The 15,066-nt window shown below is 47.7% G+C and carries 8 protein-coding genes; 2 read left to right on the top strand and 6 right to left on the bottom strand.

Translation table 11 applies throughout. The features are described from left to right. Nucleotides 1-3: 3 nt before the first annotated feature. The 6 genes from OM978_RS20525 to OM978_RS20500 all read right to left on the bottom strand — a co-directional run bounded on the left by OM978_RS20525 (nucleotide 4) and on the right by OM978_RS20500 (nucleotide 10,428). Nucleotides 4-2,259, bottom strand: a complete 2,256-nt coding sequence (locus OM978_RS20525; RefSeq protein WP_264344280.1) for a GH92 family glycosyl hydrolase — start codon at nucleotides 2,257-2,259, stop codon at nucleotides 4-6. Continuing rightward, entirely contained in the window at nucleotides 2,256-4,511 is a 2,256-nt protein-coding gene (locus OM978_RS20520; RefSeq protein ID WP_264344279.1) for a GH92 family glycosyl hydrolase, read from the bottom strand. The genes OM978_RS20525 and OM978_RS20520 overlap by 4 nt, the downstream gene beginning before the upstream one ends. A 73-nt stretch (nucleotides 4,512-4,584) precedes the next feature. Then, nucleotides 4,585-5,772, bottom strand: a complete 1,188-nt coding sequence (locus tag OM978_RS20515; protein WP_264344278.1) for an AGE family epimerase/isomerase — start codon at nucleotides 5,770-5,772, stop codon at nucleotides 4,585-4,587. A 1-nt stretch (nucleotide 5,773) separates the two neighbouring features. Continuing rightward, the gene (locus tag OM978_RS20510) at nucleotides 5,774-6,784 is read right to left on the bottom strand and encodes a carbohydrate kinase family protein (protein WP_264344277.1); all 1,011 of its coding nucleotides are present in this window, start codon (nucleotides 6,782-6,784) and stop codon (nucleotides 5,774-5,776) included. After that, nucleotides 6,781-8,049, bottom strand: coding sequence for a sugar MFS transporter (locus OM978_RS20505; protein WP_264344276.1), 1,269 nt, complete (start codon nucleotides 8,047-8,049; stop codon nucleotides 6,781-6,783). Before OM978_RS20505 ends, OM978_RS20510 begins: the two co-directional genes overlap by 4 nt. A 3-nt stretch (nucleotides 8,050-8,052) precedes the next feature. Further along, on the bottom strand, nucleotides 8,053-10,428 hold the full coding sequence (locus OM978_RS20500) for a GH92 family glycosyl hydrolase (RefSeq protein WP_264344275.1): 2,376 nt from the start codon (nucleotides 10,426-10,428) through the stop codon (nucleotides 8,053-8,055). 317 nt (nucleotides 10,429-10,745) lie between these two features. Here OM978_RS20500 and OM978_RS20495 point away from each other — a divergent pair, with 317 nt between their 5' ends. Beyond that, nucleotides 10,746-11,765, top strand: a complete 1,020-nt coding sequence (locus tag OM978_RS20495; protein ID WP_264344274.1) for a LacI family DNA-binding transcriptional regulator — start codon at nucleotides 10,746-10,748, stop codon at nucleotides 11,763-11,765. 343 nt (nucleotides 11,766-12,108) lie between these two features. Next, entirely contained in the window at nucleotides 12,109-15,015 is a 2,907-nt protein-coding gene (locus tag OM978_RS20490) for a TonB-dependent receptor (RefSeq protein WP_264344273.1), read from the top strand. The last annotated feature ends 51 nt before the right edge of the window (nucleotides 15,016-15,066 follow it).

Raw genomic sequence — 15,066 nt, 5'->3', positions numbered from 1 at the left:
GTTTTATTGCAGCACTAAAGTGCCACCTTGCACCAACTGCTGATGCGAAATAAAAGGTCGTGTCAGAGCTTTGCCATTGAATTGCAGCACAGGATTTTGGCCTGCAGCCGCTCTGGAGCGCTGTTTATGGATGGTCAGTGTTTTGCCCGGATAATAAGTGGGGTCCAGCTGAATAGTGATTTTATCGAAGCTGGGTTCAAACACGGCGTAATCCATTACACCGGGGCTTAACGGATAAATACCCAGCATCGAAAAAACCAGCCAGGCCGATAAAGTGCCGGTGTCGTCATTGCCAGGTATACCACCTGGGCTATTGTGGTAATGCTGTGCAATCAGCTGTTTTACCCTTTGACTGCTGCGCCAGCTTTGGCTTTCAACAAAATGATAGAGGAAGGGATAGGTGATATCCGGCTCATTGGCCATATCAAAGTTGCCTGAGCTGAAGGTTAACTCCAGTTGCTGTAAAAACTTGTCCTGGCCACCCAGTTGCTGGATTAACCCCGGCGTGTCATGTGGCACATAAAAGCGGTAGTTCCAGGCGTTACCTTCAATATAACCGGGTGCTGGTTCAAAGTTACGGCCTAGTTCAGGGTTATAAGGTGTCAGCCATTCGCCATTGCGTTTTTTAGGTCTGAGCATGCCTGTGCTTGCGTCAAACAGGGTGCGGTAGTTGCCGGAACGGGCCAGATACTTTTGCTGATCGGCAGTTTTGCCTAAAGCGCCGGCCAGCTGAGCCAGATTAAAGTCGGCCAGATAATACTCCAGACTAGTGGATACGCTGCCATCATAAGGGCCTTCGTCATCTACAGGCACATACCCCAGCTTTAAATAATCTTTATTTTCTGGTCGCAGTGGATTGTTATCAGCTTGGTCTGCCGCCCGCACCATGGCTTTGTAGGCGGTTTCGATATCAAAATTGCGGATACCACGTAAATAACTGTCGGCAATCATAGGGGTGGCCGGGTCACCGACCATCACCTGAGTTTCCATGCCATACAGCTCCCATTTCGGTAGCCAGCCAGATTCAGCAGCCATAGCCACTGCCGACTGCAGCATATCGTTTTGTAAAGCCGGATACAGCAGGCTCAGCAGCGGGTGCAGATTTCTGTTGGTATCCCACAAGGAATAGACGCTGTAACGGTTTTTGCCGCCGGTATTACCCACTCCACTTTTTCCAGCGGCTGATTGACCCATCAAGGGGTAGTCGCCGTTGACGTCCTGAATAATATTCGGGTGGATCAGGCTATGGTACAACGCTGTGTAGAACATGGTTTTTTGGTTGGCCTGATCAGGGCCGCTGGCTTCAATCTGCACTTTATCAAGCAATTGATCCCAGGCCGCAACGGCTTTTTGCCGGGTTTGCTCAAAAGCAAAACCGGGTTGCTCAGCGTTCAGGTTCTGGCGGGCATTTTCTATACTGACAAAAGAAATGCCCAGTTTGACCTCAATAGCTTCCTGCTCTTTGGTATCAAAATCAAACCAGGCCCCTATATCGTCGCCTGATAGTTCTTGCTGATAACCCGGATAAGGTTTGATGCTGTTGTGGTATTGCATCCACTCTGCTTCGACGTTTTTGTAGGTAGGCATCTTTTTCCAACCACCAAAAGATTTAGCCGCTTTGCTAAAACGGGCGACAAAATACACAGGACGCACATCTTCAGGGTGATAACAAAAGGTACCAATCATTCGGCTGCCTTCGACTTCCTGATTAGAGATGATTTTCAGGCTGGCGCCGGTTTCATTAGTCAGGCCAAGCCCTAAATTCAGCAGCAGATGAGATTCGCCTTTAGGGAAAGTAAAACGACTTAAGCCTGTACGCAGGGTACTGGTCAGTTCGGCCTGAATTTTATATTTATCCAGACTGGTGCGGTAATAACCAGGGCTGGCGGCAGAAGCTGAATAAGTGCTGCCGTAGTCGCGGGCGTCCAGTTGCAACTTGCCATGAGTGGGCATCAGCAATAACACGCCTGCTTCAGGGCAGCCGACGCCACTTAAATTTAAATGACTAAAGCCAGTCAGGAAACGGTTTTCGTCGATATAAACCCTGGAATTCCAGGCAGCATCTTTTTCGATTGGATTCAGTTTGTCACCAAAAGCCACATTAAAAGGCGAGACAGAGGCCAGCGCATTTGGATACTGAGCCCCCGGATGAGTAGCGCCGAAGTTGGAGCTGCCAATAAAAGGGTTCACATACTGACTGTTGTCTGCCAGTGCACTGCAACTGACACTTAATAAAAGACTGATCAGAAATGATTTCATAGTTTTTGCTCTTGAGGTCCTGTATATGGCGTTGCGCTCATGACAAATTCCAGTTCTCCACCCTGCAGAATATCAGCATGGCTCAGGGTATAACCGGACAAGGTTTTGCCATTGAGGCGAACGGATTGCACATAAATATGTTCAGGCGATTGGTTCAGCGTGTTGATATGAAACTCTTTACCATTTTCCAGATACAAAGTGGCGCTGTCGACTTCAGGACTGCCCAGCACATACTGACCAGACACAGGATCCACAGGATAAAAACCTAAAGCACTAAACATATACCAGGCTGACATCTGGCCTGCATCTTCGTTGCCAGCCAAACCATCAGGTGCTGTGGTGTACAGAGTCTGCATAATCTGCCGCACCAGTTTTTGAGTTTTATGGCCCTGGCCCAGATACTGATATAAATAAGGCACATGATGACTGGGTTCATTGCCATGTACATACTGGCCTATGTAGCCCGAAATCCACTCCGGCAGTTCAGATTGGCTTTGTTCTGTGCTGAACATCGCATCCAGTTTAGCGCTGACTGCCGCTGTACCACCCATCATCTGTACCATACCCGCAACATCGTGTGGTACAAAAAAGCTGTACTGCCAGGCATTGGCTTCGCAGTAATCTTCCGGATGATAGGCGTTAGCGTCAAAAGGCACACGAAAAGCACCTTGTGGATCCAAAGCCCGCATAAAGCCGCTCTGTCGGTCGTAATGGTGGCGGTAGTTTTGCGACCTTTGGATAAACTGCTGATAAATATCCTGTTTACCTAAAGCTTTTGCCAACTGGGCTATAGCCCAATCGTCATAGGCATATTCCAGTGTCAGCGCCACGTTCCAGATACGTTCGGCATAAGGCACATAACCTAAGCTGCGATAACTTTTCAGGCCAAACTCATCCTGATTGGCGCTTTGCAAAGCTGCCGCCAGTAATTCTTCACCCGGTATATCTGTTAAACCTTTCAGATAAGCATCCACCAGCACAGGCACCGAATGGTAACCCAACATCATATCGGTTTCGTTGCCCTGAAAAATCCACACCGGCAAACGGCCTGCCACCTTGTAATGGTCCAGCATACTTTGCATCATTTCTGTGCTGCGTTTCTGATCGATCAAAGTATTCCACGGGTGTAAGGCTCTGAAGGTATCCCACAAGGAAAAGAAATCGTAATGCGGATAAGGGCTTGCCTGATGGATTTGGCCATCAGGTCCTTTGTAGCGGCCATCCACATCTGAGTACAGTCGCGGTGCTAAAGAGGCATGATACATAGCAGTATAAAACTGGGTTTTATTGTCTTCGGAGGCCTGAACTTTAACTTTGCTCAGTTCAGTGCGCCAGGCTTGTTGAGCCTTCAGTTTCACTTGCTCAAAGTCGAGTTGATGGGGTTCTGCAGCCAGATTGGCTTTCGCATTGTCGATACTGACTGAGCTAATGGCGGTATGGATCCGCACTTCTTTGGGGGCTGATAAAGGCGTATCGGCGAATAAGAATTCCAGTTCTACTGCCAGATCCTGACCTGAAGCTGCAGTTGCATTAAGAGTTTTGCCATCAACCTGCAGTTGATGTTGCGCCACAGGCACAGAAAGGCGGCTGTAAAAATACACTCTCTGGTCTTTGGCCCAACCTGTGGATTTACGGTAGCCCGCAATAGTGTAGGGGTCTATCAGCCTGAAATGGGTTTCTGTAGTTTTATCCCAGTTGCGGCTGTAGCCTAAATCCAGCCGGACTATGGCGGTGTTGGTGTCTGGTGCATAGCTATAACGTTGTAAGCCGCTGCGCTCGCCAGCCGTCAGCTCGACGTTAATGTCATAGTCGGTTAAATACACTTGGTAATAACCAGGAGAAGCTTGTTCCTGCTTATGACTGAAGTGCGAGACCAGTGTGCCATCGGCCGGGCCACCTTCAGTCTTTACCTTTTTGTAAGGCCTGGTCAGTGGCATAAAAGAGATGTCGTATAAATCTCCTGCACCAGTGCCGGATAAATGGGTATGACTAAAACCAGCAATCAGCTTATCCGGATAAAAATAGCCGGCAATCCAGTCCCAGCCTGTTCTGCCATTATCCGGACTGAGTTGTACCATACCATGTGGCACTGTAGCGCCTGGAAAGGTTTTACCTTTGCCGTCGGTGCCAATAAAAGGGTCGACATACAACAGCGGATCAAAAGCCTGCACAACAGATGCAGAGGAGGACGGCTGCATCTGATGGCAGGACGTTAAAAGTGCGATGGCCAAAAAGGCGGCAATTTTTTTCATAAGCTTCTCGTTCTAAGTCAACCAGAGCGGATTTAGCAGAAAACCGCTCTGGCTTTGCATCGGGCAGAAAATATTATTTCAGCGCCGGATGACCTAAATCACGCAACACTTCAAAACAGGCACATAAAGTGTGGTAATCACATTTGGCGCCAGCCGCACTTTTCTGATTGGAATACTTGCTGTTGTCACGTCTGAGCACTCTGAACCAGGCGCCGTACTGATGATCAATCATATGAGCCCAGCTGTAATTCCATAAAGACTCGTACTGCTGCAAGTATTTTTGCTGGCCTGTGCTTGTGTGCAGTAAAGCGGCAGCGGCAAAACTTTCAGCCTGAACCCAGAAGTATTTGTCGTCGTCACACCATTGGCCTTCCGGATTAAAGCCATAAATTAAACCGCCATGTTCAGCATCCCATGCCTGCTGGTAAGCACGGTCAAACAAGGACGCGGCACGCTCTGTTAACCAGGCTTGCGGCTGATGACGGTTTAATATCAGCAATAACTTGGTCCACTCGGTCTGGTGTCCAGGCTGGAAACCCCAGGGGCGGTACAGGTTTTTTGGATCGGCTTTGTTGTAGTCCCAGTCCGGCTGGAACGACGTGCTGTAGTGTTCCCACACCAGGCCCTGAGTTAAATCAGCCTGACGTACAGCTATGTTATACGCCAGCTGATTGGCGCGTTGCAGGAAACGGTCATTGCCTGTGGCTTCGAAGGCTGCCAGCATGGCTTCACATAAATGCATATTGGAGTTTTGACCCCGGTAGTCGCTCAGTACTCCTGCAGGGCTGAGTTCATCTGCATACAGACCCGCATCGGCTTGCCAGAAGCGTTTTTCCAATAGCTGATAGACCCGGAATAACGGCTCGTCGCTGTGAATTAAACCGGCTTTACGGGCAGCTGCGTAGGCCAGCAACACAAAAGCATAACCATAAGCTTGTTGTGTCATATCCAGCGGTTGATGGTTTTCTAAGGTCCAGGCGTAGGTTTCGGTGTCAGCTTGCCAGTGCACCTGCTCCAGATAATTCAGGCCATGTTTTGCTATCTGCAGATAGTCATCGCGCTGAAATACCAAAGCCGCTGTGGCGTAATTAACAATAATACGGGTGCTGCTGACCAGCTGCTTAAAGTGGGTATCAAACAGGCTGCCATCGTCGAGAAAGTTTTGATGATAGCCGCCAGTGCTGTCCACTACTCTGTCGGTATAAAAATCCAGAATGCTCTGGCAGTGCGCCAGCAGGAAATCTTGCGAATAATAGTTCATATCAGGCCCCAATAAAGAGTGAAGAAGGGAAGTCGTGCAGTTTATGGCCATGCCATGTTAACTGAGCTTTAACGGCCGCCAAGTCGGGTAAGGCGGTAAAGGCGCCGGGCTGGGTCACTGCATAAGCACCGCAGTGGGCGGCAAAATGTAGCGTCTGTTCCAGCACTTTGGTTTGACTAAAAAAGCCCGCTAAATCAGTGTGCCTGCTTAAGCCATATAAAAAACCACCAATAAAGGCATCACCGCCAGCCGTGGTATCCACAGCCTGCACTTTGGGTGGCGTGATCAGTCCTGAGCTGGTCTGGGTAAAATACTCTATGGTTTTAGCGCCATCTGTCACCAGCAATAATTGGCAACCCTGCGCCAGGCAATGCTGAATATAAGCTTCAGTTTGCCCTTGGGCTAAATACTCCAGCTCATCACGGGAGAATTTCACCAGATCAGCTTGAGTGACCAGTTGGTTCACCAGGTTTCTGTCAGCCTGGCCGCTGGCCCACAAATTGTGCCGCAGGTTGACGTCAAAACTAACCAGATTACCTGCCGCTTTGGCTTTACGGACTACAGTATTAGTGCAACTGGCAATGTCTGCTGTGGTCAGGGTGTTGCTGCAAAAATGCAGCATAGTGTCGCCGCTGAACCATAGATCACTGACCTGGTCGGAGCGCAAAATCACATCAGCCGTCTGATGGCGATGGAAAGAAAAACTGCGCTCACCTTTATCATCCAAAGCGACAAAAGCCAAAGCTGTGCTGGCCGTTGGATGTTGCAATAAAAAGCGGGTATCAACGCCATAAGCCACTAAAGCGTTGCGCAGAAAGTTACCAAACATATCCTGACCCACCTGACCGGCAAAATAAGCCCGGCCGCCTAAACGCGCTACAGCTACAGCAGCATTGGCCGGAGCACCGCCCGGATACTGGCAAAACACTGCTAAATTCAGCGGTCCTTGCGGATTATGGCCTGTGTTTAAAAAGTCGATTAAGGCTTCGCCGAAACAAAGAATTTTTCTCATGATCGAGTCTCAGTCTGAGGATGGGAAATGGTCTCTGGCTGCGCTGTGGTGACAGAGAGGCGAGAGCCTGACAACGCATACCAGCAGATATAAAAATACGCCAGCATAGGCACCACAAAGCTCCATTGCACTGAACTGTGGTCTGCGACCAGGCCTTGCAGCAGAGGCAATACAGCACCTCCTACTATGGCCTGACATAACAAACCTGAACCTCTGCTGGTCAGAGGGCCAAGGCCACGAATAGCTAAAGTGAAAATAGTAGGGAACATAATAGAGTTAAAAAATCCCACAGCCAGCACAGACCACATTGCCAGCTCGCCACTGCTATTGATGCTCAGGACTAATAACAGGATCACTATGACTGCATTGGTCGCCAGCACATAAATGGGCGCAATAAAACGTGTTAATAAAGCACCGACAAAACGGCCTATCATGGCACCGCCCCAGTAATAGGACACCATTTGACTGGCTTCACGTTCATTGAGTCCGGCAATACTGCTGTCAGCAAAGTAGTTCACCAGAAAACTGCCGATAGAGACTTCAGCGCCTACATACAAAAATATCGCCACAGCACCAAACACCAGGTGTTTTTGTTGCCAGATACTACCGCCAGCAGAGGTTTCTGTATTTTGTTCTGTTTGCATTTGTGGCAGTTTCAGAAATAAAAAACCAAAGGCAGTCAAAAGTACAGCGCCTGCCAATATCAGATAAGGCAGTTGTACTGCGCTGGCGCTGTCGGCTGTGGCCGCACCAAAAATTAACGCAGCACCAAATAAAGGCGCCAGTGTATGGCCTAAAGAGTTAATGGCCTGAGCCAGGCTTAACCGGCTGGCAGCGGTTTTTTCTGAACCTAACACAGCTACATAAGGGTTGGCCGATACCTGTAAAATGGTGATGCCGGAGGCCAGCACAAAAAGGCCACATAAGAACACTGCATAAACCGATACCTCGGCGGCCGGATAAAACAGCAGGCAACCTAAAGCCATAGTGCATAAGCCGGTAATGATGCCACGCACATAACCTATACGTTCAATCAGCTTGCCGGCAAAAGGTGAGACAATAAAATAAGCGCCAAAAAAACACAGCTGAACCAGCATGGCCTGAGTGTAACTCAGCTCAAAAGCGGCCTTCAGATGAGGGATCAGTATGTCATTCAGCGCCGTGATAAAACCCCAGATAAAAAACAGAGTGGTCATAGCAATAAAAGCAAAGTTGCTGCTGACTCCGGGACTGGCACTGTGATTGCTGTGGTGGATGATAGCCATAGGTTAATCTCTTGTTTTTGCTTTAGGGGTTTCAGGGCTGGATTGCTCCAACGACATGGAATAAGGCACTGCATGTTCTGCACTGGCCCAGCTTTTTTCTGGTTCAGATCCCATCAGGAAATTCAGCTGGCCACCTGCCTGAATAGTTTTGTGATCCAGCCAGCTTTGTTGCAGCGGCTGACCATTTAAACTGGCTTGCTGGATATAAGGGGAGTCGGGGTTATTCTGCTGTGCTGTGATCACAAAGTTTTTGCCGTTGGGTAACGTCAGCGTCACTTTGTCAAACAAAGGGCTGCCAATCACATATTGACCTGCACCTGGTGTGACAGGATAAAACCCCATAGCGCTGAATACATACCAGGCTGAGGTTTGGCCGTTGTCTTCATCACCGCTGTAGCCATCAGGAGTTGCTGAATACAGCTTATTCAGTACTTCTCTGATCTTCTGCTGGGTTTTCCACGGTTGCCCGGCGTAGTTATACAGATAAATCATATGCTGAATGGGCTGATTGCCATGAGCATAGTTGCCCATATTAACGATTTGCATCTCACGGATTTCGTGGATAGTAAAACCATAGTAGGAGTCATCAAAAACCGGCGGCATCTCAAATACCTGATCCAGTTTATCGAGAAAAGCCTGATTGCCACCCATTAGTTGTTTCAGGCCGGCTATGTCATGAAACACAGACCAACTGTAGTGCAAAGCATTGCCTTCGGTGAAAGCGTCGCCCCACTTCAGTGGATTAAATGGTGCCTGGAAACTGCCATCTTTATTTTTACCGCGCATCCAACCAGACTCGCGATCAAATAAATGCCGGTAATTCAGAGAGCGCTGATAAAAGGTCTTCGCCTCTTCTGTTTTGCCTAAAGCAGTCGCCAGCTTATACAGATTAAAATCGGCAAAGGCATACTCCAGAGTGCGGGCCGCATTTTCATGAATACCGGAGTCATAAGGTACATAACCCAAAGTGTTGTAGTACTCAAGGCCTGCTCTGCCGACTGAATTAACCGGACGGCCTTGTTCCACTTCAGCATTTTTCAGTGCCGCCTGATACAAGGTTTCAATATCAAAACCACGGATACCTTTGAGGTAAGCATCGGCAATATTAATAGCCGAGTTGGAGCCTATCATGACGTCACGATGACCAGGACTGGCCCATTCAGGTAACCAGCCGGATTCTTTGTAGGTATTGACCAGCCCCTGCATGATTTGCGCATCCAGCTCCGGATACATTAGGGTGAAAAACGGGAATACGGCGCGGAAGGTGTCCCAGAAGCCATTGTCAGTAAACATATAACCCGGCAATACCTGGCCATTGTAAGGACTGTAGTGCACCACCTGTTGGTTTTGATCCAGCTCGTAAAACTTACGCGGAAACAGCATCAGTCGATACAAGGTAGAGTAAAAAGTCCGCACCTGCTCCAGGTCCTGATCGTCCACTCTGATACGTGATAGTTCTTTTTGCCAGCTGGCTTTGGCTTTGGCCAATGTGTTGTTGAAGTCGTCTTTTGCCAGTTCGCGGTCCAGATTCAGCTGGGCTTGTTCCGGGCTGATAAAAGAAGAGGCGACGCGGGCATGCACTTGCTCGCCTTTTTTGGTTTTAAAACCAATGACAGCTCCTACATGCTGACCTTCACTTTGCTGACTATTGGTGTTGAGCTGCCAACTGTCATGCCAGGTGTGAGTTAATTCAAAATCTTTATCAAATTCAATCACAAAGTAGTTATGAAAATTTTCCGGCACACCACCATGGTTATTGCGGGCGTAGCCAATAATTTTGCGTTGTTTTGGCAGTATTTTCACCATGGAACCTTGATTAAAGGCATCCAGAATAATGTAAGCCTGCTGTGTTTGTGGAAAGGTAAAACGAAATTGTGCAGCCCGCTCTGTTGGGGTGACTTCGGCTGTAACGTCATAGTCGGCCAGATACACCGAATAATGATGAGGGCTGGCCTGTTCAGCTTTATGCGAAAACCAGGAAGCCCGCTCTTCTTCTTTAAACTTCAGCTCACCTGTCACCGCCATCAGCGAAAAAGCACCATAGTCGTTTAACCAGGGGCTTGGCTGGTGGGTTTGCTTAATACCACGAATTTTTTCATCATCGTATTTGTAGGTCCAGCCATCGCCCATAGCACCCGTCATAGGCGTCCAGAAATGCATGGCCCATGGCGTAGCAACAGCAGGATAGGTATTGCCGTTGGATAAACTGAAGCTGGAGTCTGTGCCCATCAGCGGATTGACATAACTGACCAAATCCTGCGATACCAGACTGAGGTCAGTCTGGTGCTGGGGTTCTGTTGTTGTGTGTTGTAGCGATGGTGTGCAGGCGACCATAAGCAGGCTGACAATGGCGGCAAGGCTGACTTTACGCGTCATCATAGGTTCAACTCTGAAAATACCCTTTTTATTGCCACGGCCTACCAGATGGGGTTATGCCTGACACAAGGTTTAGTGAATAAGTGGCCTGACTGTAATCGATTACATATGGTGAGTCCAGCAAAAAATAAGCGGATTTTTGGCCGGATTTAGCGCTGTTTTTCCAGATAAGTGAGGAATTGTTGATAAATATCACTGATACCGATTACATCGTCCTTGATATTGTCATACAGTGGTGGGAACATAGGATTTACTGCTAAATTACCTTGTAAACGGGATTTAATCCGTTGATCTGGAAAGTAACGGAATTTTTATAGTTCATGACCAATATTAAAAAGGTAAGTGAGTTAGCCGGGGTATCGACAGCAACAGTTTCAAGGACATTAAAAGATCCTGAGCTGGTGTCGCCTCTGACCCGGGAAAAGGTGATGGTTGCGGTACAGCAAGCAGGTTATCGCCCAAACTGGATGGCCACCAGTGTCAAAACCGGTAAATCCAATTCTATAGTGGTACTGGTCCCTAACCTGGTTAACCCTTTCTTTATGCGGATCATTGAAGGCATAGAACAAGCTGCGCAGGAAAAAGGCTATTCAGTGCTATTAGGTGATACTCAGGGATCGGCCAGTCGTGAGCACGAATATGCCAGCATGTTATTGACCAACAGAGCCGATGGCCTGATCCAGCTGGACCACTCTTTTCCTTTTTCGCAGGCCGATGCTCATCTGGTGGAAAATTTGCCCGTAGTCAGTGTCTGTGAGCGTATTGAAGGTGATAAAAAGTATCCGGTGATTGAGCTGGATAACTACGCCGCAGCCCGCGCTGTGACTCATCATCTGATCAGTTATGGCCACCGCAGTTTTGGTATTATTGCCGGACAAATCAGCAGTCAAATCCACCATGACCGACTGGCTGGTATTAAAAGTGTGCTGGCAGAAGAAGGCATTGTTTTTGATGACGCCATGCTGGTTGGCGGCAGCTATAAGATTGAAACTGGTGTGGAAGGCGTGCAGCAGTTGTTAAGCCTTTCGCAGCGGCCTACCGCCATTATTTGCTTTAATGACGACATAGCCATTGGCGCTTTGTACGCCATCAAAAAGCATGGGTTAACAGTGCCTGATGATATTTCTGTGACTGGCTTTGATAATATCAGGGTTGCAGCTTATATGGACCCGCCACTGACGACTGTGGACCAACCCGCTTATCAGATGGGGCGCCGGGCCGTTGAAGTGCTGATCCAGCAGATTAACCGTCAGCCTTTAACCAGAACCAGAGAAATTCTGCCTTTTAGTCTGTTAGAACGACAAAGTACAGGACCTGTATTTAAGCCAGGCCAGCACTGATTTTTGCTGCTGGTTCTGCCAAAGGTACAGTGATTCGCCAGAAAAATAGACCCGTGCGATGAAATATTTAATTAAATAAAAACAAATAGATACCTTAGTTTTTATTGAACCATCCCGTCTGAATATTCCACGATACTACAACTCCGTTGCGATGCCATGTTGACAGCCCTGAATTCTGGGGCTAGTATTTTTTCCTGCTCTGTAATCGATTACATTTCAGTTTTCAGCCTGACGCTGATTTCTTGTTGTGTTTTGATTGTAAGCATAAGAAATAAAACAAATTATTATCAAAGCAAGTGACGTTTGAATACGATTACATTGCAGAAACAACGGGGAGCGGCCAATGGCTACAAGGAATACAACAGGACATCACGTTTATCGGCGTGGTTTCAGCAAATCAGTACTTTACCTTTCAATGCTCAGTGCTATGGGTCTGGCTTATGCTCAGGAAACACCGAATAAGCAGGAAGAAGCTGAAGCTAAAGCAACAGAGGTGATTGAAGTCAGAGGTATACGGGCTTCCTCCGCAGAAAATCTTGCAATCAAACGTATATCTGTAGCCACAGTGGACGCTATTACGGCAGAAGATATAGGTAAATTTCCTGATAAAAACGTAGCAGATTCTTTGCAGCGTGTACCTGGTGTGGTTATTTCCCGCAGCGGTGGTGAAGGCGCTACTGTCAGTATCCGTGGTTTATCATCAGATTTAACCTTTACCCAGTTAAACGGCAATTTTGTTGCGTCTTCACCTGGTGAACCATCCCGCTCTTTCTCCTATGCTTTGTTACCTTCGACCATGATCCAGAAAGTGGAAGTGTATAAGTCGTCTGAAGCACGACTGGATGAAGGTGGTATAGGTGGTACCGTATTAATGTTTACCCGTAAACCGCTGGATATGGATAAAAACTCCGGCGTGTTGAATGTTGAATACAGTAACTCAGATATTACAGATAAAAACGAGCCTCAGTTCAGCGGCATTTACTCCTGGAAAAATGACGACGAAGATTTTGGCATGCTGTTTGGTTATACCCGCCAGGACAGAACCAACAGATTTCAGAGTTCCCGCGTTAACATCATGAATAAGAACTTTTTGTACGCAGAACGGGAAAATAACCAGGTTGTAGAGGGTGGAGCCTCAGGTTATGCAGCCCAAAGTATGGTGCAGGAAGTTTTGGAAGAAAAACGTAACCGTGAAGGTGTGCAGTTTACCAGTCAGTGGCGTTTGAATGACCGGCTTGAAGTGGGCATGAATTACTTCCAGTTTAAATTAGGTCAGGATTCAGTATTAAACCAGCTCGAGTATCCGGAGTGGAACAATAACGACAAGTTCTGGACAGATGTACGGGTAGATGCAGCCAGCCAGTTTGTCACTGGTATCGACTACTCAGTTGGTGTTTCAGGTCCGCAGTTGGTTTCTAATATTCCACGTATTAACGGTGAGTTTAAACGTGAAGAAGCAACCTCAGATACCTTTGATTTTTTTGCCAACTATGAAGGCGACAACTACAACGCCAAACTGACTTTTGGCCATACCGAAGCCGAAGGTGGACCTTCCGAGAAATACCGTGCTGCTTATTATGCGGGTGAGTCTTCCTTGTATTATGGCTATGATCTGTCCGGCCATCGAATGAAAACCTATATGGACCCCAACATGATCAATAACATGAAGGCGGGCATAGGCGGTCAGGCTGATCCAGGTGCGACAGATTCAAGTTTTGTTACCGGTACTCAGGAAGAAGATTACGCTAGTATTGATGTGGACTATGATCTGGATTATGAAATCCTCAACACTCTGCATTTTGGTGCTAAGTACCGCAATGGCGAAATCCATCGTGATACCCGCAACACTTTCTATTTAGCCAAAGACTTTGATATCCCGGCCGCTGAAGCAGGTGATGGTATTTCTCTGGATGATGACTATTCCCGCCACGGCGGTATTCCTTTGTTGACGTCAGTTATTCGGGCTGAATCACTGGACAACCTGTCTGATGCGATTAATACCAACCTGTTTCCTGCAGTGGACTGGTATAAATACAACGATATTTTGCAGCAAAACTTCGTTCAATACACTCGTATAGAACCTAACTATGTATACAACGTCAGCGAAGAAATCAGTGCTGCGTACTTACAGGCTGACTACAGTTATGCCGATCTGCGTGGTAACGTCGGTGTGCGTTATGTCAGCACCACTACCACTTCAGGCTCTTCGGATAAAATTGTATACCGACTGGACTGGAAAGACGCCAATGGTGTAGAGCTGCCTCAGGCACAACGGGCGCCTGAAGAGTTCTTTTATATAGAAAAAGAAAGTACTCAGAACAAGTTGTTACCCAGTATGAACCTGGCATGGGATATCAATGAAAACTGGGTATGGCGTTTTGCAGCAGCTAAAGTGATGGCCAGACCTGGTTATGATGATTTAGGTCAGTACCAGACTTTAACTTATACCTCAAGCGAATATGCTGCGGATCGTTCCGGCGCCCCGGATTTTGACGAAATCAATGATAGCGAAGGCTGGACAGGTTCAGGTGGTAACCCATCGTTACAACCTCTGGAATCGACCCAGTTTGACAGTTCACTGGAGTATTACTATGGCAATGGTTCAGGCTTAGGTATCGCGCTGTTCCAAAAGAATGTTGATAACTTTGTGGTGCCGCTGATTATCGATGCCAGCCGTAATGTGCCGGTGCGGGAATTTGTGTTAAGTAATGCCGGTGACAAAGTGGTGACTGCTGGTGGTGACAATCTGAATGTTCGGGATTTCAGCACTGCCGCCAATGGTACTGATGCTACCTCGTCCGGTGTTGAAGTCTACATTCAGCATTTCTATGAAAATGGTTTTGGTTTTTCTGCCAACTACACCAGAAACAATACAAATCAGGCAAATGTAGAACTGGACGGTCAGAAAATAGGTGAATCACCTCTGATCGGCAGCTCCAAATACCAGATGAACTTCTCTGCCTTTTACGAGGACGATTTATTCAGCGTCCGGGCTTCTTACAACAAACGTGGTCCTACAGTGGGTGAGTACAACTCAGACTGGGAAATGAACGTGTACAGCGCTGCTTATGATCAGGTCGACCTCAATGCCAGTTATAACCTGACCGAAAGTCTGGTGGTGTCAGCATCCGTCATCAACCTGACAGAGTCGGAAGTATACCGCTATCTGGGCGATGACACGGACAATCGTTTTATCCAGAACTCCTACAGTGGCCGTCGTGCCTATCTGGGTGCAACTTACAGATTCTGATGGATTAAACGACGAGACAACATGGCTGTAAGAGCCTGGAACCTTGGGTAG

The organism is Rheinheimera sp. MM224 (genome assembly GCF_947090785.1).
GTDB lineage: Bacteria > Pseudomonadota > Gammaproteobacteria > Enterobacterales > Alteromonadaceae > Pararheinheimera.
This window is presented reverse-complemented; position numbering and strand designations above follow the sequence as displayed.

Bases quoted from the DNA above. Each gene is read 5' to 3' on its own strand.
- OM978_RS20510 (WP_264344277.1), bottom strand. From the start codon at position 6,784: ATGAGAAAAATTCTTTGTTTCGGCGAAGCCTTAATCGACTTTTTAAAC.
- OM978_RS20495 (WP_264344274.1), top strand. From the start codon at position 10,746: ATGACCAATATTAAAAAGGTAAGTGAGTTAGCCGGGGTATCGACAGCA.
- OM978_RS20515 (WP_264344278.1), bottom strand. From the start codon at position 5,772: ATGAACTATTATTCGCAAGATTTCCTGCTGGCGCACTGCCAGAGCATT.
- OM978_RS20505 (WP_264344276.1), bottom strand. From the start codon at position 8,049: ATGGCTATCATCCACCACAGCAATCACAGTGCCAGTCCCGGAGTCAGC.
- OM978_RS20490 (WP_264344273.1), top strand. From the start codon at position 12,109: ATGGCTACAAGGAATACAACAGGACATCACGTTTATCGGCGTGGTTTC.
- OM978_RS20500 (WP_264344275.1), bottom strand. From the start codon at position 10,428: ATGATGACGCGTAAAGTCAGCCTTGCCGCCATTGTCAGCCTGCTTATG.
- OM978_RS20525 (WP_264344280.1), bottom strand. From the start codon at position 2,259: ATGAAATCATTTCTGATCAGTCTTTTATTAAGTGTCAGTTGCAGTGCA.
- OM978_RS20520 (WP_264344279.1), bottom strand. From the start codon at position 4,511: ATGAAAAAAATTGCCGCCTTTTTGGCCATCGCACTTTTAACGTCCTGC.